This window comes from Methylotuvimicrobium alcaliphilum 20Z (assembly GCF_000968535.2).
In the GTDB taxonomy this organism is placed as follows: Bacteria; Pseudomonadota; Gammaproteobacteria; order Methylococcales; family Methylomonadaceae; genus Methylotuvimicrobium; species Methylotuvimicrobium alcaliphilum.
This window is the reverse complement of the sequence record NC_016112.1, coordinates 727698-750981: the sequence shown is the minus strand read 5'-3', so window position 1 is coordinate 750981 and position 23284 is coordinate 727698. Positions and strand designations below refer to the sequence as shown.

The window sequence follows — 23284 nt, the reverse complement described above, 5'->3', positions numbered from 1 at the left end:
AACACTATGAATGAAATCATTATCGGAATCGATCTCGGAACGACTAACTCCGAAGTCGCCATCGTCGAAAACGGCAAGGTGCATATTATTACCGACGACGGCAAAAAAATATTACCGTCCGTGGTCGGCATCGACGACAACGGCGAAATACTGGTCGGCGAAACCGCCCGCAACCAATACTTGATTTACCCGGAACGCACCGTCAAATCGATCAAGCGTTTGATGGGGCAAGATACCCACGTCATAATGGCCGGCCTTGATTATACGCCGCAAGAAATTTCGGCAATCATCTTGAAACGTCTGAAAGCGATAGCCGAGAAGCATGTCGGCCAATCGATAAGCAAAGCCGTCATTACCGTACCGGCTTATTTTTCCGATGCGCAGCGCCAAGCGACGCACGAAGCCGGCGAAATCGCAGGCCTCGAAGTGGTGCGGATGATCAATGAACCGACCGCTGCCGCGCTGGTTTACGGTGCCGGCCGAGACGAAGCCAAACGCATGTTGGTATACGATTTGGGCGGCGGCACCTTCGACGTTTCTGTCGTCAATGTCCAAGCCGGCGTCGTCGAAGTCTTATCGAGCCATGGCGACAACCATCTCGGCGGCGACGACTTCGACCAACAAATCGTCAATCATATTCAAGACCATATCAAGGAACAACACGGTATTAATATTTCCGAGCATAGCAAGGCGTTGGCGCGCATCACGCGCGCGGCCGAAAACGCCAAGCTGGTATTGTCCGACGAACCCTTTGCTCTGATCGAAGAGGAATATCTGCTCGAACACGAAGGCTCGCCTATCCATCTGACCTTGGAATTGTCGCGCGGCGATTATGAAGACATGATCGAGGATTATATCAACGCGACGATGGATGCCCTGCATATCGCACTCAAAGGCGCGAAATTGACGGTTTCCGACATCGACGAAATTATTTTGGTCGGCGGCTCGACACGAACACCGTGCATTCGCGAGCGGTTGTTCGAAGAATTCGGCTTCGAGCCGCACAGTGAAGTCGACCCGGATTTATGCGTGGCGATGGGCGCGGCCACGCAAGCCGCGATGATTGCCGGCCAACCCATCGACACGGTCCTGGTCGACGTCACGCCTTATACCTACGGCACCAGCGCACTCGGTTTTTTGGACGGCGCACCCTATCCCTACCAATTTGTACCGATCCTCCATAAGAATAGCGTGTTGCCGACGCGAAAGTCCGAGGCCTTCATGACCTTTCAGGACGGACAAAAATCGGTCAACGTCAGGATTTTTCAAGGCGAAGACCCGGACGCGCTGAACAACATCGAAATCGGCGAGTTCATGGTCGAAGACCTCCAGGACGTACCGGCCGGAAATATCATTACGCTGACATTAGCCCTGGATTTAAACGGGATGCTGCATGTTTCCGCCAAGGAAAAAGCAACCGGCCTCGAAAAATCGATCACAATCAACAATGCAATTTCACGTTTCGAGACCGAAGAACTAGCCGGCGCGAAACGGCGCATCGATAGCCTATTCGGACAAATGGATTCTCGCTCGGACGAGATTGAAAAAAGCGATGATGTTTCAGAAAGCAAAGCCGTCGCCGAGGCCCGTCAGCTGATCAAAAAAGCCGAAACCTTATTCGATACGGTATCCGATGAAGACAAAGAAGACATGGTGAACTTGATCGAAACCATCACCGACTGCATCGAAGCCGGCGATGAAGGCGCGCTACAAGAGCCTGTCGAACAATTGAACAACATCATTTATTATCTCGAGTCGTAATGAAGCGCTGCCCTTGCTGTAATGCGCGGCTAAGCTCCGCGCCTCTTTGCCCGCGTTGCGGGGCAAACTTGAGCCACGTCCTGCGCTGCGAGCAACTCGCCAAGCAATGGCTAGCCTTATCGCTACAAACGCTTGAGACAGGCCACGCAACCATCGCAGCACATGCCGTCAAGCGTTCGTTAAGCTATCGACAAACGCTTGAAGCCCGAATTTTTCGGGAATTTCTGATTCGCCACCAATACGGCGCACTCTATGACTCTCTAGCACGGCAAGATTGGCCGAGCGCGCGCCGAACTATCTCGAACTTGCATGTTTTACAAGGCGATAATGAAGCGCTAAGCCGCTTCCAGGAATTCATCGATCATTTATCGGCCCGATCGACAAACCATTCCGAACCTTATAGTCGATGGCATTTACTGTGAAAGCTCGTAGATATAGACTCTTTATCTAATTTTTCGATATGCAAAAGCTAAGCAACGAAAATTCCGGTTCCGAAGAGGGTGCGCTTGCTCGACAGGCGTCGTCGGCAGGGGAAGCCTTTGTCGCCCCCCCCCCTTACGTGCTGCCGAAATTTGAAGTACGAAAGGTTTAAGTAATACTGGCATTCAGGCTCGAATGTGGTTCAAAAGCCTGCCAGTCCATGGCGGAATAACGGGTTTCCCTTTACTTAAGGCTATGTTCGCGTTAATAGTTGATACTTTTGAACTTAAAGCCAACATGAACCCCAATGATTCAACTCTGAATAACTTTTTTTTTCAATATCGCGCCAATGGCTGAAAGAAGGGTACGGTTGCTCGATTGACAGGTGTCGGCAGCAGGGATAGCTGCCGTCAAGCCTACATGGACGTATTCACGGCGTCCTGTCAAGCGAGTAATCGTACCCTCTTCCACGCTCAGTGTATTGGAAAGCAATCATTGACTATTTCCTAAGTGGTTTATTTAGTAGGAAAGAGAATCGTTTCAACTGCTAACGCGAACATAGCCTTACTTAATGGCAGTGTCTCTCTCCCCTCGAACTTTCATTTGCAGGGGCGAATGCTTTTTCTTGATTAATGAAAAATCGTATCGTCCGGGTAGAACTCGTCGTCGACCGCGGGATCTCCGGGAATTCTTTTCTCCTCGGCCGCCCATTCGCCCAAATCGATCATTTTGCAGCGCTCGCTGCAAAATGGCTTAAATAGCTGCTGCGCAGTCCATGGAACGGAGCACCCGCACTGCGGACATTTAACTACCAACGTTTTTTCATTACCGTTCATTAGAATTGGCAGCAAGTCAACATAAAAGGAACGTTGTCCTGGCTTTGAGTGGGCCTGGAACCGTCGGGCGCAGGACGCATGAAACGTATCGTAAAACGGTGCTTGCCGCCGCTAATCTCGGCAAAACAAGGGATGCTTCGATCAACGCTGATTCTGAGCAATTGCAGCGGAAGGCTTTTATCAAGCGAGGACTGATAAAACCCAGCTTCCGCTTCTTCTTCAGTCGGCGTACTGCTTTGCCTAATAAATCCTAGAATCATATCGATCGCTTTACGAATATCCTTAAACGGCTTAGTCCATTGCTCCAAGGCTTGTTGTTGAACAGTCTCATCTTGTTCCAGCCAGTAATGAAAAGCGGGTAAATCGAACGAGCAAGTTCCGCCCGGTATCGAGCTGCGCTGCGAGATACTTTGAAACAAATCGTTTCCCATCACTTTCAAACCGATCTTTCCGCTAGCCGCGTAAAGGTTATGACTGGTTTGGTTAAGTTCGTCGAGGATTTCATTGACTTTTTCGGCATTGACTCCCTCGCTACCGGCCAGTTGATTCAACACCTTGATATGACGCTCAAGTTCTTTAAGAATTTCCGACTTGAGATCGTTACGACTAAAAATCGTCAGAATATCGAGCAAGGTATTGATTGCCGCCCGCCTATCAGCCATGGTACTCCCTTCTAAAAAATGTCCCAGTTGCTTAAAAAGCAACTCGAGCCGTATTAAAATTCGGATTCGCTCATTGAGTGGAAATTCGTAGACTATAGGGGAATTCACTGATTAAAAATCCTGCCGTTTGCTTAAGTAAAGATACAAATTGTGCAGTTTTTTAACTTGTTCTGCAAGCATGGAATCGGACGAGGTATTGCCGATAAGATCGTTAGCCAGAGCTTTTCGCTGTTCGCGTGTGGCTTGAGAATCAATAATCGCTCGAACAATTTTTTCGTCGAGACGATCTCTTTTTGCTACGCGCTCAATTTGGGTTTCAACGGGGCAGTCGACCACCAAAACTCTGTCGACTAAATTGGCCATACTGCTTTCAACCAATAAGGGAACGCAAATGATGCAGTAAGATGCATCAAGCGATGCCACACGCTTCAATATGCTTTGCCGTACCTTTGGATGCACAATCGCTTCCAGTTTACGTTTTTGTTCGGTATCGGCAAAAATCAACTCACGCATAGCGCTTCTATCGAGGCTGCCGTCGTCAGCAATCACCCGCTCACTGAACGCGTGACGAATCTGCTCCAAAGCCTGACTACCTGGTGCGACGACTTCGCGGGCAATTTCATCGGCATCGATTACCGGAACGTTCAGTTCGGCAAATAAATTCGCGATGGTGGTTTTACCGGAACCGATACCGCCGGTCAGGCCGATTTTCAACATCGATTTATAATCCGGCAAAATTGAGATAAGCCTGATTGATTTTATCGCCCCACAGTAAAGCGATCCAACCGGCCGCGGCCAAATAAGGGCCGAATGGAATTGGAATATTCTTGTCGCGCTTTACCAAAATAACCATCGCGATGCCGGTAACGGCACCGACCAAGGATGACAGTAAAACGATCGGCAGGATATATTGCCAACCCAACCATGCCCCAAACATTGCCAACAGTTTGAAGTCGCCGTATCCCATGCCCTCTTTGCCGGTCAACAGCTTGAAACCATGATAAACCGTCCAAAGCGATAAATAACCGGCGATAGCACCGATAATCGAGGAATGCGTATCGATGAAGATATCAAACAGGCTTAAAAACAACCCCAACCAAAGTAAAGGTAACGTAATCGAATCCGGCAAAAGTTGATGGTCAATATCGATCGCACTCAGCGCAATCAAGGACCAGGTAAGTATGAGCGCGAATAGCGCCTCTACCGAATAACCGAAATGCCAGGCGATTAAAACCGAAAAAAAACCGGTCAATCCCTCGATAACGGGATAGCGTTTCGATATCGGCGTATTGCATTGAGCACAACGGCCTTTCAACAACAAGTAACTGAGTACCGGAATATTTTGATAAGGCTTTATCGGGGTTTCGCAGTGCGGACAACGCGACAATGGAAAGACTAAGTTAAATTTTGAGTCGGCCTCCCCACTTTCTGTATCGAGCTCCGCACACCGTATATCATCCGTCGACTGCAGATAATCGATGCACTCGCGGCGCCAACTTTTTTGCATCATAATCGGCAGACGGTAAATGACGACATTCAGAAAACTACCGACCATGAGACCAATAACACCCGTTAAAGCCATTAGTGCAGCCGGCGAATCGGCGAATATTTCAAGTCCTTGCATGAGTATTTTTTGTTGGTTGTTGAAATTAACGCGGTAAGCGGTAAGCGGTAAGCGGTAAGCGGTAAGCGGTAAGCGGTAAGCGGTAAGCGGTAAGCGGTAAGCGGTAAGCGGTAAGCGGTAAGCGGTAAGCGGTAAGCGGTAAAATGATGTAGCATTTAAATCGCTTGTCAAGCGCCGATTTCACCTTTCACCTTTCACCTTTCACCTTTCACCTTTCACCTTTCACCTTTCACCTTTCACCTTTCACCTTTCACCTTTCACCTTTCACCTTTCACCTTTCACCTTTCACCTTTCACCTTTCACCTTTCACCTTTCACCTTTCACCTTTCACCTTTCACCTTTCACCTTTCACCTTTCACCTTTCACCTTTCACTACTAACCAACCCTAACCCACTGCCGCACCCATTTTAAAGATCGGCAGGTACATCGCAACGATCAAGCCGCCAACCAAGACACCCAACACCGACATGATCAACGGCTCCATCAAGCTGCTGAGATTGTCTACCAAATTATCGACCTCTTCTTCGTAAAAATCGGCAACTTTACTCAGCATCGTGTCTATCGAACCGGATTCCTCACCGATTGCGACCATTTGGGTGACCATGTGGGGGAACAAAACGGTTTGCTGCATGGCAAATTGCAAGCGTTGGCCGGTCGCGACATCTTCGCGCATCTTTAACACAGCATCGGCATAAATAATGTTTCCGCAAGCACCCGCAACAGACTCCAGCGCTTCAACTAACGGAACGCCGGCGGCGGACATCGTCGACAACGTTCTGGCGAAGCGTGCGATGGCTGATTTATTCAAGATCAATCCGACAACCGGTATTTTCAATAAGGTTCTGTCCAGAAAATGATTGAACGGTCTTGAGCGTTTATGGAAATAACCAAAAACATAAACGATTGCCACAATACTGAGGACGATGATCCACCACCACTCTTGCATCCATTCGGAAAGGTTGATAACCATCTTCGTGAAAGCGGGAAGATCGGCTCCGAAGCTCTGAAACAACTCTTCGAACACCGGCACGACGAAAATCAGCAAAATGGCGGTGACGACAAACGCGACGACCAGCACCGCAATCGGGTAGGTCAACGCTTTTTTAATTTTTTTCTTGAGCGATTCGGTTTTTTCTTTATAAGTCGCTATCTTATCGAGCAATGTCTCAAGCACCCCGGCCTGTTCGCCCGACTCGACCAAATTACAAAAAAGCTCATCGAAATAGACCGGTCTTCTTTTCAGCGCTTCGGCCAAGGTATCGCCGCCTTCGATATCCGTCTTGATATCAAGCAGCATTTTTTGCATGCTCGGGTTTTCATGACCTCTCCCGATGATATCGAACGATTGCACCAACGGCACGCCGGCTTCGAGCATCGTCGCGAGTTGACGGCTAAAAATAGCGATATCGCCTGGCGTAATGGCTTTGACACGCGCGCCGAACAAGGGTTTGGGTTTTTTCTTCACACTAATGACGCGCACGCCCATTTTGCGCAATTCGCTCCGAGCAATCGTTTCGGATTTCGCGGCGATTTCCCCCTTGGTGCGTTTCCCGCTTTTGTCTTTACCATCCCAGATGAAATCAATTTGTTCGATTTGTTCAGACATAATTACTCCTTAGTGACCCGGTCGATTTCTTCCAGGCTAGTGATGCCTTGACAGACTTTTTCAAGACCGGACGCGCGTAGGTCGTTGATGCCTTCGGCTTTGGCTTGTTCGGCCAACTGCATGGTATTGCCGCCTTCCAGAATCAGTTTCCGCATATTTTCGCTGATCGGCATAACCTGATAAATGCCGACCCGGCCTTTGAAGCCGCTAGTGCAATGTTCGCAACCGTTAGGATTGGCCGTGAAAATTGTCATTTTTCCTAGATCCTCTTCCTTGAAACCGGCCGAAATCAATACCGAATCCGGTAAATCGGATTTGACCTTACAATATTCGCATAAGCGTCTAGCGAGGCGTTGAGCCATGATCAAATGCACCGCCGAAACGATGTTAAACGGCGGCACGCCCATTTGCACGAGCCGATTTAACGTTTGCGGCGCATCGTTAGTATGCAGCGTGGACAATACCAAGTGGCCCGTTTGTGCGGCCTTGACGGCAATTTCGGCGGTTTCCAAATCCCGTATCTCACCGACCATGATGATATCCGGATCTTGTCGAAGAAAAGCCCGCAAGGCACCGGCAAAGGTCAACCCGGCTTTCGGATTCATATTAACCTGATTGATACCCGGCACCGTAATTTCAACCGGGTCCTCGGCGGTCGATATATTCCGTTCGACGCTATTAAGCAGATTCAAGCCTGTGTAAAGGGTAACAGTTTTACCGCTACCGGTAGGCCCTGTTACCAAAACCATGCCGTAAGGCCGGTTAATCGCCTCAAGAAACCGTTGTTGTTGGACGGGTTCAAAGCCGAGTTTTTCGATGCCGATTTGCGCGCTGGTTGGATCGAGAATACGCAATACGACTTTTTCGCCGAATAGCGTCGGACAACTATTAACCCGGAAATCGATTGCCCGATTTTTCGACAACGCCATCTTAATCCGCCCGTCTTGGGGAACGCGCCGTTCTGCGATATCCATTTTAGCCATGACCTTGATTCGGGAAATAATCCGGGTCGAGATATTGGGAGGAGGACTTGCCACTTCATAGAGCATGCCGTCTGCGCGAAAGCGGATTCGAAAGCTTTTTTCATAAGGTTCAAGATGAATATCCGAAACCCCTTTTTTAATCGAATCGAGCAAAATTTTATTAACGAAACGGACGATTGGCGCATCGTCCACATCACTCGCTACCTCGTCTCCAGCTTGCTCCTGATCGCCCCCGGTAATTTCTAAATTCTCCAGGTCGGCATCCAGCAAATCGGTCATCGTGGTATCGGCGGCTTCCAGCGAAGTCTCGATCGCCTTGGACAACTTATCTTCTTCGACCAGAATCGTATCGATATTCAGGCGCGTATGAAACTTTATCTCGTCCTGAGCTTGAAAATTGCCGGGGTCGGATACCGCCAAAAACAACCGGTTTCCGCGCTTAAGCAAAGGTAAAGCATGATGCTTTCTAATCAGCTTTTCGCTGACTAAATTGACCGGCAAGCTACGAATATCGAGCGCATCGAGATCGAGCTGCGGAATACCGAACTCTTTGGAAGCTTTGGCGGTTACGGATTTGCTATCCACTAGCTTGTTAGTCACTAAATAACTAATCAGCGGTAATTTAGCTTTCCTCGCTGCCTGCATATGCAACTGCATATCCGCCTCGGTAATCAGGCCGGCTTGTACCAAACATTTCGGCAACCCGCCGATCGGCAGGTCGATTAAATCTGTTGCCATAGATGAGGTTTGAGGTTCAAGGTTTGAGGTTCAAGGCTCAAGGTTCAAGGTTTAAGGTTTAAGATATAAGTTCCACCTTGCCCCTTTCTCCTTGCCCCTTTCTCCTTGCCACTTATTAAAGTGCCTTTATCTTTATCAATTGTGCTTCCAGATTGTTAAGTGTAGATCGTAACTCGATGAGTTTCTGTTTTTCTTTTTCGACTACCTCGGCCGGTGCCTTATCGGTAAAGGACGGATTATTAAGCTTACCTTCGATCCGCGGCAATTCCTTGCTGATGCGTTGAATTTCCTTGTTCAATCGGGCCGATTCGGCTTCTTTGTCGATCAATCCCGCCATCGGTATCAAAATTTTCATATCGCCGACCAAGGCAATTGCCGATTCGGGCTCGGCATCGCCTTGGCTTAACCATCCAATTTTTTCCAAACGCCCCAACTTCTCCAGATAGATCCGGTTATTTTCGACAAAATTACGATCCTGACCTGAGCCGTTTTGCAGCAACACCGGCAAAGGTTTTCCCGGAGCAATATTCATTTCGCCGCGAATTCTGCGCACCCCCAGAATAACACTCATGATCCAATCGATTTCATGCACGGCGGCCTTATCGATTTGCTCAGCATCGGATTCCGGATATGGCTGAAGCATGATGGTCGCCTCATGAACGCCGGTCAAAGGCGCGACGCGCTGCCAAATTTCCTCGGTAATGAAAGGCATTAGCGGATGAGCCAATCGCAAAATTTGCTCCAAAACGGTCAATAACGTTTTACGCGTTCCTCGTTGCTGAGCTTCGCTGCCGGATTGCAACGATATTTTGGCCAATTCCAAATACCAATCGCAATATTCGTTCCAGGTGAATTCGTAAATCGCTTGAGCCGTTAAGTCGAAACGATACGTCTCGATATCGCGGCGAATCGTTGCGGTCACTTCATTCAGGCGAGACCTTATCCAGCGATCCGCCAGACTATATTCGCAATCGGCATCGTCTAGTCCGTTATCCTGGCCTTCGGTATTCATCAGCACGAAGCGCGCGGCATTCCACAGTTTATTACAGAAATTTCGATAACCTTCCGTGCGCGCCAAATCGAAACGGATATCGCGACCGGTCGACGCCAATGACGCGAACGTGAAGCGCAACGCATCGGTACCGAAAGAAGGAATACCGTCGGGAAAATGTTTGCGCGTCGCGGCTTCGATTTTCTTAGCCAAATGCGGCTGCATCATACCGGAGATGCGTTTTTGCACCAACGATTCCAGGTCGATACCGTCGATCAAGTCGATCGGATCGAGTACATTGCCTTTCGACTTGGACATTTTCTGGCCTTCGGCATCACGTATTAAGCCGTGGATATAGACTTCCTTGAAAGGTACTTGACCCTGAAATTTCAGGCCCATCATAATCATCCGAGCGACCCAGAAGAAGATAATATCGAAACCGGTCACCAGTACGCTGGTCGGATAATGTTTGGCCAATTCGGGCGTGTTCTCCGGCCAACCCAAAGTCGAGAAAGGCCACAGCGCCGATGAAAACCAGGTGTCGAGCACGTCTTCATCCTGACGCAGCGGATAGTCGTCTTTGAGCTTATGCACCGAGCGGACTTCTTGTTCGGAACGGCCGACATAGACATTACCTTCGTCGTCGTACCAGGCAGGAATTCGATGCCCCCACCATATTTGCCGGGAAATGCACCAATCCTGGATATTGCGCATCCATTCGAAATAGGTATTTTTCCAGTTGTCCGGCACGAATTTTATCGTACCGTTTTCGACCGCTTCGATCGCCGGCTCCGCCAAAGGCGCGACCTTGACGTACCATTGATCGGTCAAGAACGGTTCGATCACGCTGCCGGAGCGGTCGCCGCGCGGCACCATCAGCTTATGGTCTTCGATTTTTTCGAGCAAACCTTGAGCTTCGAGGTCGGCAACCACCTGTTTGCGCGCTTCGAAACGGTCCAACCCGAAATATTGATGCGGTATCAGTTGATCCGGATCGTCCTTGTTATCCCTGATTTGCGCATCGACCGTGAATATATTGATCAGCCCGCCATGCGGCAATGCCTGCATGACGCTTTGATCGCGGTGTCGCAACCAGACCTCGTAGTCGTTAAAATCATGGGCCGGCGTGATTTTGACGCATCCGGTACCGAATTCCGGATCGACGTATTCGTCGGCGATGATCGGAATGCGCCGCCCGGTCAAAGGCAGTTCGACAAACTCGCCAAGCAAATGCTTATAGCGATCGTCATTCGGATGGATCGCGACTGCGGCATCGCCGAGCAGAGTTTCAGGGCGCGTTGTCGCGACAACAAGATGACCGGTACCGTTAGTCAGCGGATAACGCATATGCCATAACGAACCGTTTTCCTCCTCGGACAAAACCTCCAAATCGGACACTGCGGTATGCAGAACAGGGTCCCAATTGACCAAGCGCTTGCCCCGATAAATCAGACCTTCTTCATAAAGCCGGATGAATACCTCGCGAACGGCTTCCGACATGCCCTCGTCCATCGTAAAGCGCTCCCTCGACCAATCCAGCGACGAACCCATTCGGCGCAATTGACGCATGATCGTCCCACCGGACTCTTCTTTCCATTCCCAGATTTTCTCAATGAAGGCATCTCGCCCGAAATCATGGCGCGTCTTACCGTCGGCCTCGACCAGACGTTCGACGACCATTTGCGTCGCGATGCCGGCGTGATCCGTTCCGGGTTGCCACAGCGTACTGCAGCCTTTCATGCGATGATAACGCGTCAACGCATCCATGATCGTGTCTTGAAATGCATGGCCCATATGCAGGCTACCGGTAACATTCGGCGGAGGAATCATGATGCAATAAGATTCGCCATCCTGCCGCGGCGCAAAATAATTATTTTCTTCCCAAGCCTGATACCAGCGTTGTTCGATTGAATGAGGGTCGTAAGTCTTGTCCATGTTTATGCGTTGTTAGGTATTTAGAAAAATCGGTAGAAGTTGGCTTGGACACTGAAGCCCGGCGCATTACATTTTATGCGTAACGACGGATAGCCCGGCTTGACGGTATTGTTGATAGCGTATTCGACCGGGGCCTTTGCTTTCTTCGCTATCGTCCAATATTTCGAGGATGCGTTCGCTATTCATCCAATTATCCGGAATGCGTGTCGACAGATTGATGACTACATCGCGCCAATCGTCGGGCACGCCAAGATGCCCGATCAGGACGGCATTGGCCTTATCGGGCGCCATGCCATCGTATAACTGATGCGGCACAAAGCTGCCGGGTCTGAATGTCCAAAGCAGGTCGTCAAGCATCGCGCTTTGCTGGGGGTCTTCGGTCAATAAGTAGCAAAGCCTCCCGCTACGATAGGCTTTTTCGGTCAGTTTACAAGCGAATAACTGCCTATCGCGTTCGGACCGGGACGCTAAGATGTAAAAACCGATATCGGGCATTGACGCACAGGTTAGGCTCGGCATCGGTCCAACAGATATTGCGCCAGCAAAGGCACAGGACGTCCGGTCGCTCCTTTGGTTAGCCCTGTGCGCCAAGCCGTGCCGGCGATGTCGAGATGCGCCCAGCGAAAGTTTTCGGCAAACTTCGATAAAAAGCAGGCGGCGGTAATCGTGCCGGCATCCTTACCGCCGATGTTGGCCATGTCGGCGAAGTTGGATTTCAGCAATTCTTGATACTCCTCCCAAAGCGGCAAGCGCCAAACACTGTCGCTCGCCGTCTCGCCGGCTTTAACCAGACCGTTACAGAGCGCATCGTCATTGCCGAACAAACCGCTCGGCACACGCCCTAACGCAACAATGCAGGCTCCGGTTAGAGTTGCCATGTCGATGACCGTATCCGGATCGAATTTTTGCGCATACGTTAACGTGTCGCAAAGGAGCAGACGACCTTCTGCATCGGTATTGAGTATTTCGATCGTTTTGCCCGACATACTCGTCACAATGTCGCCCGGCTTGTTCGCATCGCCGTCCGGTAAATTTTCCGAGGAAGGAACCAAGCCTACGATATTCAACGGCAACTGCATTTCCGCGGCGGCCTGTAAAGTTCCAAGAACGCTCGCGCCTCCGCACATATCGTATTTCATTTCATCCATGCCGAGCCCCGGTTTCAATGAGATACCGCCGGCATCGAAGGTCAAGCCTTTTCCGATCAACACGATCGGTTTTCCGTTTTTTTCACCGCCCTGATAGTTGAGCGCAATCAACTTGGCCGGCTGACGACTACCTCGAGACACGGACAACAACGCCCCCATGCCCAACTTTTCCATATCCGCTTCTTCCAATATATCCACGCTCATCGAAGTAAAGCGTTCGGCAATGCTTTGCGCTTGCTCGGCCAGATAAGTCGGCGTGCAAATATTTCCCGGCAAATCCGCTAGTTGTTTAGCCAGTGAAACGCCGCCGGCAATGGCTTGTCCTTGTACTAAACCGGTCCGGGCCTCAGCTTGTTGATTTTCGGAAACCACAATACTGATACGATCGGTCTTAAATTCATTTTCGAGAATCGTCTTGCAATGCTTGAATTGATACAAGGCATCATCGAAGACTTCGATAACCTGACGTGTTTTCCAAGCCAAGTCTCTGTCTTTGACATCGATTTCGGCCAGCGTGCAGGCCGCCGACTTCAATCCCGAGTCACGGACGGTTTTTATCGCGGCGGCCAGCGCATTACGATAATTTTTACCGTTCATTTCTTCGGACTTGCCAAGACCGACCAACAGCACGCGCGCAAAAGAAGTGTCCGGCAACCAATTAATCAAAGCGGTCTCACCCACTTTCCCCTTGCAATCGCCGCGTTCGATAAATCGGCTTATCAAGTTTTGCGAACCCTGGTTGATATGAGACGCAGACGCGGTAAGCGCTAGATTTTCATAAAGACCTACAATAATGCAGTCGGTTTGCAGCTTGTCTAACGGAAGGCTTTCTATAGAATAGTCCATAATGTGCGATGTTTTGATTAGGTGTAATAATTGTAAATAATAAGCCTCAAGCAGTTGAGAGCGCTTTCGAGCATAATTTCGTTAATAATGGATTATACAGCAAGCAATTTTTCTACAAAGTGGAAAATGGCCTGAATTATAAGGGTTTTGTCTATCGGCGTAAGAGCCGGCTTCAACGGGTGTTTAGCTATTTTTAGGAGCGGTTTTTTTGAATACTGATTGGAATAATGGGTACAAGTCACGTCATAGGCCGCTAATCACGGTACTGGACAACATGATCGTGGCAGATTTAACGCGAACGTTAACGGCGGTACTGTCGGTTATCGTCGTAATCATTGTCAGCCGGCGCTTTATCAGAATACTGGAAAAGGCTATCGAAGGGGCCATTTCGAACAAAACGCTGATGAATATTCTGGGCTTGAAAATGATCGAGGCTTCAATTGCCTTTTTACCGGCCGCATTTTTTATGGCGGTATTGATGGTGGTCGGGCGAATGTATCGAGATCAAGAAATGTCGGCAATATTTTCCGCCGGCGGCGGAGCCGGATCGATTTATCGCTCGGTGTTTATCATGGCATTTCCGCTTGCCGTAATTGCAACCGGCTTATCGTTTTATGTGGGGCCTTGGGCCGAAACCGTCACGAAGGAAATGATGGCCGAGGATGAAAAATCCGCCGATATCCGAGGCATTGCGGCAGGACGCTTCAGCGAATACCAGCATGGCGACCTGGTTTTTTATGTCGAACAAATTGACGACGATGACATAATGCAACAAGTTTTCGTGCAACACCGAAAAGGCGGCCAAACCGCGATTATCGGTGCCGAAACCGGACGTTTTGAAGACTTGGAAGGCGGCCTGTACTTGATTCTCGAGCAAGGCCGCAGAGTCCTAGGCAAGCCGGGAGAAGCAAATTATACGATAGAAGAATTCGCCGAATATGCGGTCAGGTTGGAAGAAAGAAACCGTGCGCTTGTGCTAAACCTAGAAGCCATGCCGACCAAGGAATTGTGGAAAACCAAAGCCCCTAGTGAGTTGGCCGAATTGCACCGGCGACTCAGCATACCTACCGGTATTGTTTTTTTGGCGCTTCTTGCGGTGCCGCTTGCACAAATCTCCCCGAGGGGCGGCGTTTACGGCAATATGTTCGTGGCATTTTTAATATATTTCAGTTACGGCAACCTAACTCGCATCAATCATAGCTGGCTGGTCAAAGAAAAAATACCGTTATGGTTCGGTGGAATTTGGGTCGATTTAGTCTTATCAATACTGGCTGTTGCGTTACTGGTTAGACTTTATAGTTGGCGTTATGTGCTTATCAAAATTCAGGAAAAGGTAAAATTGTGAATGTATTGACCGGCTATATCGTCAAAGAAGTATTGAAGGGTTCGCTCATCGCACTGGTCTTGCTACTGACGCTATTTAATCTGTTTACTTTCACCGACGAATTAAAATCTTTGGGCAAAGGCAGCTATGGACTACAGGAGATTTTTAAGTATCTTGCGCTAACCAGTCCAAGAGTTCTCTACGAATTGGTCCCCTCTTCGGCCTTATTGGGGAGCTTGTTTGTCTTAGGCGCGATGGGCAATAACCGCGAATTGATCGCAATGCGCGCTTCCGGTGTTTCGGTACTCGGCATCGTCAGATCGGTCATGCTGGCGGGTGCTATCCTGGCGGTTTTTGCCGTTGCGGTCGGCGAATTTATCGCGCCTACTGCCGAACGCAATGCACGCATTCTTAAAATGAGCGCCCTAGACCGCGATTTCATCGCACAAAGCCGATATGGCTTATGGTTGCGAGAGGGGTCGAAATTCATCAATGTCCGTGAAATCAAGGATGATGGCAATCTTAGCGAAATCTATATTTACGACTTAGACGACCGGAATTTTTTGCATACAGCAACAAGCGCGAGTAAAGCACTTTTTCAACAAGACAAGCAATGGCTATTGAAAAACATCGAGCAAAGCAGCATTTCCACAGAACAAGTCGAGACGGAGCAAATCGAAAGCCGCCCCTGGAAATCCTCGATCGATCCCAAGCTATTAAATGTCGTCGTCGTTAAACCAGAGAACCTATCCTTATATGACCTTGCCCTGTATATCGATTTTTTAAAGGATAATAAACAAAAATCCGAAACCTTCGAATTGGCGTTTTGGGGACGAGTTGTCAATCCATTCGTAATTTTCGTAATGCTGCTGGTAGCAACGCCTTTTGTCATTGGCGTCAGACGCGGCGTCAGTACCGGTAGTCGAATGATGATCGGTATCATTATCGGCATGAGCTTCAACATTATCGATAAAATTACCGGTCATGTAAGCTTGATCTACCATTTAAACCCGGCATTCATGTCGGTATTACCGAGTGCCGTAGTGTTTTCATTGGCGCTGTATGCGGTCAGAAAGGTAAGATAATGCGCTTTGGTCAAACGCAATCCTTACTGTGAAAGTTCGTAGATATAGACCCTTTATCTAATTTTTCGATATACGGCGCTCGACAGAGCGAATGCCGGTTCCGGAGAGGGTGCGGTTGCTCGACCGACAGGCGTCGGCGGCAGGGAAAGCCGCCGTCGAGCCTACAGGGATGTATTCACGGCGTCCTGTCGGGCGAGTGACCGTACCCTCCCCACCAGAGAACTTTCATTTGCCGGGGCGATGGCCAGGCCTTCATGAACGTTAGGTTAAGGCTTCGGGGCGAAAAAAACCGCCGTTCGCGACAACCGGTCGTGCCATGCCCGGTTGTCTCTATCAAATATCACCCAAATATAGCCCAACCCTAAAACACTCCAGGACAGTATTGCGCCAATGAATCGGATCGATGCCTGCGTCCAGGTGATGGGTTGACGGTCTTCGGCAAGGATTTTGAGCTTCCAGGCTTTAAGACCCAAGGTTTGCCCGCCATGCGTCCAAAACCAGCCGTAAAAAAAATAGCTAATCAGGACTAGATAGGCGTGAAAATAGAGATTATCCGAAGCGAATGCTTCGCCATGATTGAAAAGAAGACCTACGGCAGTAGCCGCAAAAAGAACCGCCAGTAAAAGCAAACCATCGTAAAGCAGCGCCGCGATGCGGCGAAAAAAACCGGCTGGCCTTATCTCGGAGCAGCCGGTTTTTTTGATTGAGTCGCCGAAAATAACGTTATTCCTTGAACAGCGCCAGCTTTTGACCAAAATACATACTCATTACGGTTAACGCTCCGAGCATTAACAATGAAAATATAAAAGGCGGTCTGTGAAACAGCAAAATCGTCAAGTCCGTTACAAAAAGGCTGGTTAATAAAGGCCTGTCGATTAAGCCGCTGATGATCTTTTTGAACATGAAATACCTCAATGCTGTTTAAGTTTTATGAACAAGAACTGTTTGTCTCGGAAAAGCGCCAAGCCTAGTACCGCCGCCGATTTTACAACAAAATACTAACGCAACTTATTGTTGGCCGAAATTCTACTATATTCAAAAGGGGAAAGTAAAAAGAATCGTGCGGATTGAGCTTGAATTGCTTCAAATGATATGATTGCGTTATAGAGCTGTTTTCAGCCGGAAATGGTGAACAGTCATCATAATACAACACATAAGACCAAACATCGACAGGATGACGGTTTCCGTAAAAAGTTAACTCGTTATAAGTTACCAAGGACAAAGGCCATTTTAAACTTTTTTAAAAAAATCATTTCCTCGAGCACCGGAGCCCCATTAATACCGGCGAAAGATGACGGTGTTTCACAGCCGGAAGCACCTAGGATTTATTCTCGCTCCGAGCACAATATCTCAAGATCTCAAATCAGCGAGAATGCCTTGAAAGTGCTATACCGACTCAAAAAGTCCGGCTTTGAAGCCTATTTGGTTGGCGGTTGCGTTCGAGACCTATTATTAGGCCGAGAGCCTAAGGACTTCGATGTCGTGACCGATGCCCATCCCGACCAGGTACGCAAAATTTTCCGCAACTGCCGATTGGTTGGCCGGCGCTTTCGCTTAGCGCATGTGCATTTCGGGCGGGAAATCATCGAAGTCGCCACATTTCGAGGCAATGCCGGAGAAGTCCCGGACGACGACCTACTGCTCAACGATGAAGGCAGATTGGTGCGCGATAATATCTACGGTACGATTGAGGAGGATGTCTGGCGACGTGACTTCACCGTCAATTCGCTCTATTACAATATTCGGGATTTTTCGGTTACTGATTACGTAGGCGGCATGGCCGACCATAAGACCGGAACATTGCGCCTAATCGGCGACCCCGAAACCCGCTATCGGGAAGATCCGGTTCGCATGTTGAGAGCGATCCGGTTTGCCGTTAAACTCGGCTTTACCCTGCATCCGGACTGCGAGAAACCGATAACCGACCTTGCCGAGCTACTGCATCACATTCCTCCTGCTCGTTTATTCGACGAGGCAATAAAGCTATTTCTATCAGGCCATGCCTTACAAACTTTTGAAATGCTTCGCCATTACGGTTTATTTCAAATTTTATTCCCGGCGGTCGAGCGCAGTTTGTCCGTCGAAGAACAAGGCTTTCCAAGGCTCTTTCTGGTCAGGGCTTTGGAAAACTCAGACTCCCGAGTCGCCGAAGGCAAGACCGTTACCGCCTACTTTTTATTTGCGGCGTTTTTATGGGACGCGGTAAAAACCTATGCCGAAGAGCAAATAGAAAAAGGCGTTCCGGAAAATATTGCCTTTCAAGTTGCCGCCAACGAACTGATTGCCGAGCAAGTTAAGCGCGTTTCGCTACCTCGTCAAATTAGTTTAGCCATGCGCGAAGTATGGAGCCTGCAACCCAGATTTGCACGAAGACGAGGCTCAAAACCCTATCGCTTGTTAAACCATCCAAGATTCAGAGCGGCTTACGATTTTTTATTGTTGCGCATTGAAACGGAAGGCGTGGATCCTGAACTCGGCGAATGGTGGACCCAATTTCAAGCTGCCGGCGAAGCCGAACAAAAAAAAATGACTCAGCCGACACAAAAATCGAATCGCAAACCGCTTAAGCGGAGGCGACCAAGGCCCAATAAACCGAGCAATGCCGATACAGCGAAAGACTAAGATTTTTAGCCACTATGACCAATAACAACGACTTCGTAACGGCCTTTATCGGTCTGGGCAGCAATCTCGACCGGCCCGCAGAACAACTATTGAGAGCCAGACAAACCCTTGCGGCATTACCGAATATAAAAGAAACCGGATTTTCGAGCCTTTACCGCAACCCACCGATGGGCCCTCAGGATCAACCCGATTATGTCAACGCGGTGATGGCCATTACAACATCAGTGCCGGCCATCGACTTGCTACGACAATTACAAGCCGTGGAACAGTCTCAAGGACGAACTCGAACAGGCAAACGCTGGGGAGCTAGAACACTGGATCTTGACCTTTTGCTTTATGGGGACCGGCAAATTGAAGTTCCCGACCTAACCGTTCCTCATATCGGTATCGCCGAACGCGCTTTTGTTTTATATCCTTTATATGAAATCGCGCCGGATCTATCGATTCCGGGACTCGGTAAACTGACCGATTTAGTCGCGAAATGCCCTAAAAACGACCTATATCGATTATCCTAAGTGAATAACTATTCTTCCGCCTCTCTAACCAAACCATTGACTATCACCGACCTTCAGTCGATGAAGCAGCGCGGCGAAAAAATCAGTTGCTTGACTGCTTACGATGCCAGCTTCAGCGCACTGCTCGATAAAGCCGGCATCGATATCCTCCTGGTCGGCGACTCGTTAGGCATGGTCATACAAGGTCAAACGACGACGATTCCGGTCGGCATCGAAGACATGACCTATCATGCCGCTTGCGTGGTTCGCGGTCGACAGCGGGCGTTCGTGATGGCCGACATGCCTTTTATGAGCTACGCCGATAAGGAACAAGCAGCCGACAACGCCGCTCGATTAATGCAAACCGGCGGCGTGCAAATGGTTAAATTAGAAGGCCCTAAAATCGAACTGGTCGAATTTTTATCCGAGAACGGAATCCCCGTCTGCGGGCACTTGGGCTTACTTCCGCAATCGATCAATCGCCTAGGCGGCTACAAAATACAGGGACGCGAACGATCTGCGGCCGACCAAATGATTGCCGATGCCTGCCGACTGGAAAAAGCCGGCGCGGCATTATTGGTGCTCGAATGCGTCCCGGCGATCCTGGCCGAAGAAATCGCCCGGCAATTGACGATTCCGGTAATCGGTATCGGCGCCGGAGCCGATTGCGACGGACAAGTCCTGGTACTTTACGATATTTTAGATATCGGCATCGCCAAGCGGCCCCGTTTTTCTAAAAACTTCATGCAAGATGCCTCCAGTATCGAAATGGCCATAAAAAATTTTCATGAAGCCGTCAAGCAAGGCGTCTTTCCGGGCGAAGAGCACTGCTTTCAATGAGCCTGCCGACAGTCACAACAATCGAAGCATTGCGCGACACGCTAAAACCGTGGCGAAAAGCCGGCTACTCCATGGCCTTTGTACCGACGATGGGCAACTTACACGACGGGCATTTACAATTGGTTAAAAAAGCCAAGGAATGCGCCGATAAGGTGGTAGTCAGCCTTTTTGTCAATCCGACGCAATTCGGTGTCGGCGAGGATTTTGACCACTATCCCAGAACCGAATCGGAAGACGCTAAAAAACTTGATGCCATCGGCACCGACCTGCTTTTTTTGCCTTCGGTCTCGGAAATTTATCTTATAAATCACAGAACTTCGATCTCCGTATCCGGCTTATCGGACTTGCATTGCGGCAAAACAAGAGTCGGCCACTTCGACGGCGTCGCGACTATCGTTTGCAAGTTATTCAACATCGTGCAACCGGATCTGGCATTCTTCGGCGAAAAGGATTTTCAACAACTGGCCATAATCCGAGCATTGGTCAGAGACCTGAACATTCCGGTCGAAATTCGCGGCATCGAAACGGTTAGAGAAGACGACGGCTTGGCAATGAGTTCGCGCAACGGCTACCTGTTAGCGGATGAAAGACTTGCAGCCCCCGCCCTTTATCGTTCATTATGCCAGGCGCGCGATCGGATATTAGCGGGCGAACAAAACTACCCGGCGCTGGAAAAAAGGTTTATGCTGTCATTGCGGGAAGCCGGATTACAACCCGAGTATTTTTCGGTATGCCGTCAGTCGAGTTTAATGCCGGCCGGCGCCGATGACATGGAGTTGGTTATACTTGCGGCTGCAAGACTGGGGAAAACTCGCCTGATCGATAATGTTAATTTTTCAAAAACGCCATTATGACCGCGGGCAATCTTCAAGCGATATTTTTATACTTCGCGCGGTCATGTTTTCGGCTTTTATGGCAATGCTATTTTGTTCGGTAGCAAGGCGCGAAAACAGGCGCATAGCAAGCTATGTAACTGTTTTCGCAACGTAGCTACCGGACAAAAGAGCGCGTTAAAAAACCGAAAATGTGGCCGCGCGAAGTATAAGTTGAAGAGCACTCTCTATTAAGCGATAATGCCCGGTTTCTAAAAGAATTTATCTTGTAAATAGTATGCAAACTACAATGCTTAAAGCCAAGCTACACAGAGCCACCGTAACCTATTCCGAATTAGGTTACGAAGGTTCTTGCGCGATCGATAGTGATATTTTGGATCGAGCCGGCATTAGGGAGTATGAGCAGATTCAAATCTACAATATCAACAACGGCGAACGCTTTACAACCTACGCAATCAAAGCGGAGGCTGGATCGCGCATTTTCTCGGTTAATGGCGCGGCGGCTCGTTTAGCCTGCCCAGGCGACATCATCATCGTTTGCGCCTACGCCATCCTCGACCAGCAAGAGCTAGCCGATTACAAGCCTACCTTGCTCTATTTCAATAACAAAAACGAAATCACTCGATCCAGTCATATCATTCCTATTCAGTCGGCTTAAATTCGGCGCCAAACATACTTATTGCACATCAAATTTCGGTACTTCAGTACCTTCTCTCCTCCGGGAAAAGGCTAGGAAGAGGGAATAAAAAACCGAAACTTGATGTGCGAACACTGTACCCCCCCCCAAACAATGAGCCTTGCAAGCGGGTTCGTTTACCATACGCATCAAGCTAGAAACGACCAACCCGTATCACGCTCTTTCCCAAGCTCCAGCTCTCATCGCTATATATCTTTCGCACTTCAAATTTCGGCAGCGCCAGAGTAGGTGCCTGGGTGTCCGGTCGATTTTCGCTCCTCGGCAATTGCTCCTGCATTGCCCTAATACACGCCATCCGTGGCGTAATGCAAAATCGACATTCACGCCATCCATGGCGTTCATAAAGGCTTTGCCAGCATAGAGCTGGCATAGAGCCTACATGGACGTATTCACCCAGCACCTAAATTCCATAGCCTTTTGGCTATGGTAACTATCTTGCATAATTTAGGTGCTGGGCCTTTAGCGGACACCCAGGCGCCGAATTTTGATCTACGACGGGTATACATAAGTCAAAAATTACCTTTTTGCAATCTTAGCCAATGAGACCTCAATACCATTTATTGTTCTTGGCACACTCGGCTATCCCTCACCTAGCGCTAGGCGATCCGCGTAGGGTACACTGTGCGTACCATGGCAACCCCGCAATGTTCATGTGCCAACCGAGCCGCCAGAGCACGCCTTTGGTACGCGCAGCGTACGTACCCTACAATTCATGTATAACGGTGAGAGCCCCAGCTTGGGAAAGACACTCCGGAAGATCCGGCGTCCTGAGACCGACACCTGTCAATCGAGCCACCAGCCCCCTTCCAACAGTTATCTAAGTTATTTCATGCTCGTTCTTAATAGACTCATGGTTGAACTACAGAATTTAGGATAAAGCCTTATCTATGCTTCCGAAAAGTCGATTTCATGATTTTTTTCGGTCAAGGTGATGCTTTGCTCGACTTGAACCAATACTTTTTGAATACCTTTTCTCGAATTGACATTGATCAGAATCGGCGATTTGATCGAACCTTTGATGGTAGGCTTACCCAGCTCTTCGTTATTTTCGTCGGTGTGCAATAAAATCAGTACAGCTAATTCGTCCGGACTACTCAACTCAAGCAAGGCTTGCTCTTCGTCAGCCAAAATAAAACTGTAATTGATATTGAAGTCGACAGGATTAGCCGCGGAAAACGTCAAATCTTCGTCATCGACGGATTGCAACCAAAAAATAATCGGATTATCTTCCTGATGGAAAAGCTTAAACCGGGTTTGATCTTCAAAACCGGGAATGCCTTTCGGAAAAACGATGATAGTATCGGGGTCGACGCGTTGTTCGCCAAGAAATTTTGATTTGATTTCCATGATTATTGCCTGTTGAATTTAAAATAGCCTTTAAGTATAGACCACACTATCGATTAATCGGTAACGAACGAAAACAACGCCGCCTTCATTTTTGATAGTTTTCGTAATAGTCTTTTTGAGCATCATAAATAAAGCTGTCGGTTCCGTCGCGGATGCCATACATTAAATCATAAACGCCTCGCTCGGTATCCCTGATAAATGTATGGATATTGCTAAAAAACCCGACCGTCTGCTCCCGATCAGGCAAACTGCCTGCAGACTCGCCCCGATGATTACCGGTACAGCCGGAATTGACCGCGCTTAGCAAAGTCATTATCAATCCGATTATGGGTTTCATACAATTCTCCGACAGTTTGTTATTACCAAGCAATAACAAAGCCAAATAAAAACAAACCTTATAACCTATTGATAAAAACAATAATCCTCATCACAAACAGAAAGAACGCCAACTTTTCGTCATCTGACTATCCCCGCTTTTTCTTTTTAGCTCCC

Annotated in this window: 22 protein-coding genes; 9 read left to right on the top strand and 13 right to left on the bottom strand. The window is 48.8% G+C overall.

Annotated features, from left to right (window positions below; translation table 11 throughout):
* Positions 1-6 precede the first annotated feature (6 nt).
* Both MEALZ_RS03330 and MEALZ_RS03325 read left to right on the top strand, forming a co-directional pair.
* On the top strand, positions 7-1761 hold the full coding sequence (locus MEALZ_RS03330) for an Hsp70 family protein (protein ID WP_014147187.1): 1755 nt from the start codon (positions 7-9) through the stop codon (positions 1759-1761).
* Between the two features lie 68 nt (positions 1762-1829).
* Positions 1830-2183 (top strand): hypothetical protein, encoded by a 354-nt coding sequence (locus tag MEALZ_RS03325; RefSeq protein WP_223842343.1) that lies wholly within the window; start codon positions 1830-1832, stop codon positions 2181-2183.
* 627 nt (positions 2184-2810) lie between these two features.
* Here MEALZ_RS03325 and yacG read toward each other — a convergent pair.
* The 9 genes from yacG to MEALZ_RS03280 form a co-directional block, all read right to left on the bottom strand.
* Positions 2811-3017 (bottom strand): DNA gyrase inhibitor YacG, encoded by a 207-nt coding sequence (gene yacG / locus MEALZ_RS03320; protein WP_014147184.1) that lies wholly within the window; start codon positions 3015-3017, stop codon positions 2811-2813.
* On the bottom strand, positions 3017-3787 hold the full coding sequence (zapD, locus tag MEALZ_RS03315) for a cell division protein ZapD (RefSeq protein WP_014147183.1): 771 nt from the start codon (positions 3785-3787) through the stop codon (positions 3017-3019). Before zapD ends, yacG begins: the two co-directional genes overlap by 1 nt.
* Positions 3788-3790: 3 nt before the next feature.
* Entirely contained in the window at positions 3791-4396 is a 606-nt protein-coding gene (gene coaE / locus MEALZ_RS03310) for a dephospho-CoA kinase (protein WP_014147182.1), read from the bottom strand.
* A gap of 4 nt (positions 4397-4400) precedes the next feature.
* Positions 4401-5303 (bottom strand): prepilin peptidase, encoded by a 903-nt coding sequence (locus MEALZ_RS03305; protein ID WP_014147181.1) that lies wholly within the window; start codon positions 5301-5303, stop codon positions 4401-4403.
* A 385-nt stretch (positions 5304-5688) separates the two neighbouring features.
* Positions 5689-6909 (bottom strand): type II secretion system F family protein, encoded by a 1221-nt coding sequence (locus MEALZ_RS03300; protein WP_014147180.1) that lies wholly within the window; start codon positions 6907-6909, stop codon positions 5689-5691.
* A gap of 2 nt (positions 6910-6911) precedes the next feature.
* Positions 6912-8630, bottom strand: coding sequence for a type IV-A pilus assembly ATPase PilB (gene pilB, locus MEALZ_RS03295; protein WP_014147179.1), 1719 nt, complete (start codon positions 8628-8630; stop codon positions 6912-6914).
* 115 nt (positions 8631-8745) lie between these two features.
* Complete coding sequence (locus MEALZ_RS03290; protein WP_014147178.1) at positions 8746-11556, bottom strand: valine--tRNA ligase; 2811 nt, start codon at positions 11554-11556, stop codon at positions 8746-8748.
* A 66-nt stretch (positions 11557-11622) separates the two neighbouring features.
* The gene (locus tag MEALZ_RS03285) at positions 11623-12075 is read right to left on the bottom strand and encodes a DNA polymerase III subunit chi (protein ID WP_332881497.1); all 453 of its coding nucleotides are present in this window, start codon (positions 12073-12075) and stop codon (positions 11623-11625) included.
* Entirely contained in the window at positions 12063-13550 is a 1488-nt protein-coding gene (locus MEALZ_RS03280) for a leucyl aminopeptidase (RefSeq protein ID WP_014147176.1), read from the bottom strand. The genes MEALZ_RS03285 and MEALZ_RS03280 overlap by 13 nt, the downstream gene beginning before the upstream one ends.
* Before the next feature lie 274 nt (positions 13551-13824).
* Between MEALZ_RS03280 and lptF the strand changes: the two genes are divergently transcribed.
* Together lptF and lptG are read left to right on the top strand one after the other, a co-directional pair.
* On the top strand, positions 13825-14895 hold the full coding sequence (lptF, locus tag MEALZ_RS03275; RefSeq protein WP_046060961.1) for an LPS export ABC transporter permease LptF: 1071 nt from the start codon (positions 13825-13827) through the stop codon (positions 14893-14895).
* On the top strand, positions 14892-15959 hold the full coding sequence (lptG, locus tag MEALZ_RS03270) for an LPS export ABC transporter permease LptG (protein WP_014147174.1): 1068 nt from the start codon (positions 14892-14894) through the stop codon (positions 15957-15959). Before lptF ends, lptG begins: the two co-directional genes overlap by 4 nt.
* Positions 15960-16225: 266 nt before the next feature.
* On the opposite strand, the gene MEALZ_RS03265 is transcribed toward lptG, so the two are convergent.
* The gene (locus tag MEALZ_RS03265; protein ID WP_014147173.1) at positions 16226-16714 is read right to left on the bottom strand and encodes an RDD family protein; all 489 of its coding nucleotides are present in this window, start codon (positions 16712-16714) and stop codon (positions 16226-16228) included.
* Entirely contained in the window at positions 16683-16862 is a 180-nt protein-coding gene (locus tag MEALZ_RS03260; RefSeq protein ID WP_014147172.1) for a hypothetical protein, read from the bottom strand. Before MEALZ_RS03260 ends, MEALZ_RS03265 begins: the two co-directional genes overlap by 32 nt.
* Before the next feature lie 324 nt (positions 16863-17186).
* On the opposite strand from MEALZ_RS03260, the gene pcnB reads away from it, so the two are divergent.
* The 5 genes from pcnB (at position 17187) to panD (ending at position 21406) form a co-directional block, all read left to right on the top strand.
* The gene (gene pcnB / locus MEALZ_RS03255) at positions 17187-18581 is read left to right on the top strand and encodes a polynucleotide adenylyltransferase PcnB (RefSeq protein WP_046061335.1); all 1395 of its coding nucleotides are present in this window, start codon (positions 17187-17189) and stop codon (positions 18579-18581) included.
* Positions 18582-18595: 14 nt separating this feature from the next.
* Positions 18596-19096 (top strand): 2-amino-4-hydroxy-6-hydroxymethyldihydropteridine diphosphokinase, encoded by a 501-nt coding sequence (gene folK / locus MEALZ_RS03250; protein ID WP_014147169.1) that lies wholly within the window; start codon positions 18596-18598, stop codon positions 19094-19096.
* Positions 19097-19915, top strand: coding sequence for a 3-methyl-2-oxobutanoate hydroxymethyltransferase (gene panB, locus MEALZ_RS03245; protein WP_014147168.1), 819 nt, complete (start codon positions 19097-19099; stop codon positions 19913-19915).
* Positions 19916-19917: 2 nt separating this feature from the next.
* Complete coding sequence (gene panC / locus MEALZ_RS03240) at positions 19918-20769, top strand: pantoate--beta-alanine ligase (RefSeq protein WP_332881501.1); 852 nt, start codon at positions 19918-19920, stop codon at positions 20767-20769.
* A 256-nt stretch (positions 20770-21025) separates the two neighbouring features.
* Positions 21026-21406: an aspartate 1-decarboxylase gene (panD, locus tag MEALZ_RS03235; RefSeq protein ID WP_046060959.1), complete on the top strand. Its 381-nt coding sequence runs from the start codon at positions 21026-21028 to the stop codon at positions 21404-21406.
* 924 nt (positions 21407-22330) lie between these two features.
* Here panD and fliW read toward each other — a convergent pair.
* Together fliW and MEALZ_RS03225 are read right to left on the bottom strand one after the other, a co-directional pair.
* Positions 22331-22792 carry a flagellar assembly protein FliW gene (fliW, locus tag MEALZ_RS03230; RefSeq protein WP_014147165.1) on the bottom strand — a complete coding sequence of 154 codons (462 nt, stop codon included), beginning with the start codon at positions 22790-22792 and terminating at the stop codon, positions 22331-22333.
* An 85-nt stretch (positions 22793-22877) separates the two neighbouring features.
* A complete protein-coding gene (locus MEALZ_RS03225; RefSeq protein ID WP_014147164.1) occupies positions 22878-23129 on the bottom strand; it encodes a hypothetical protein in 252 nt (83 codons plus the stop codon).
* Between the last annotated feature and the right edge of the window lie 155 nt (positions 23130-23284).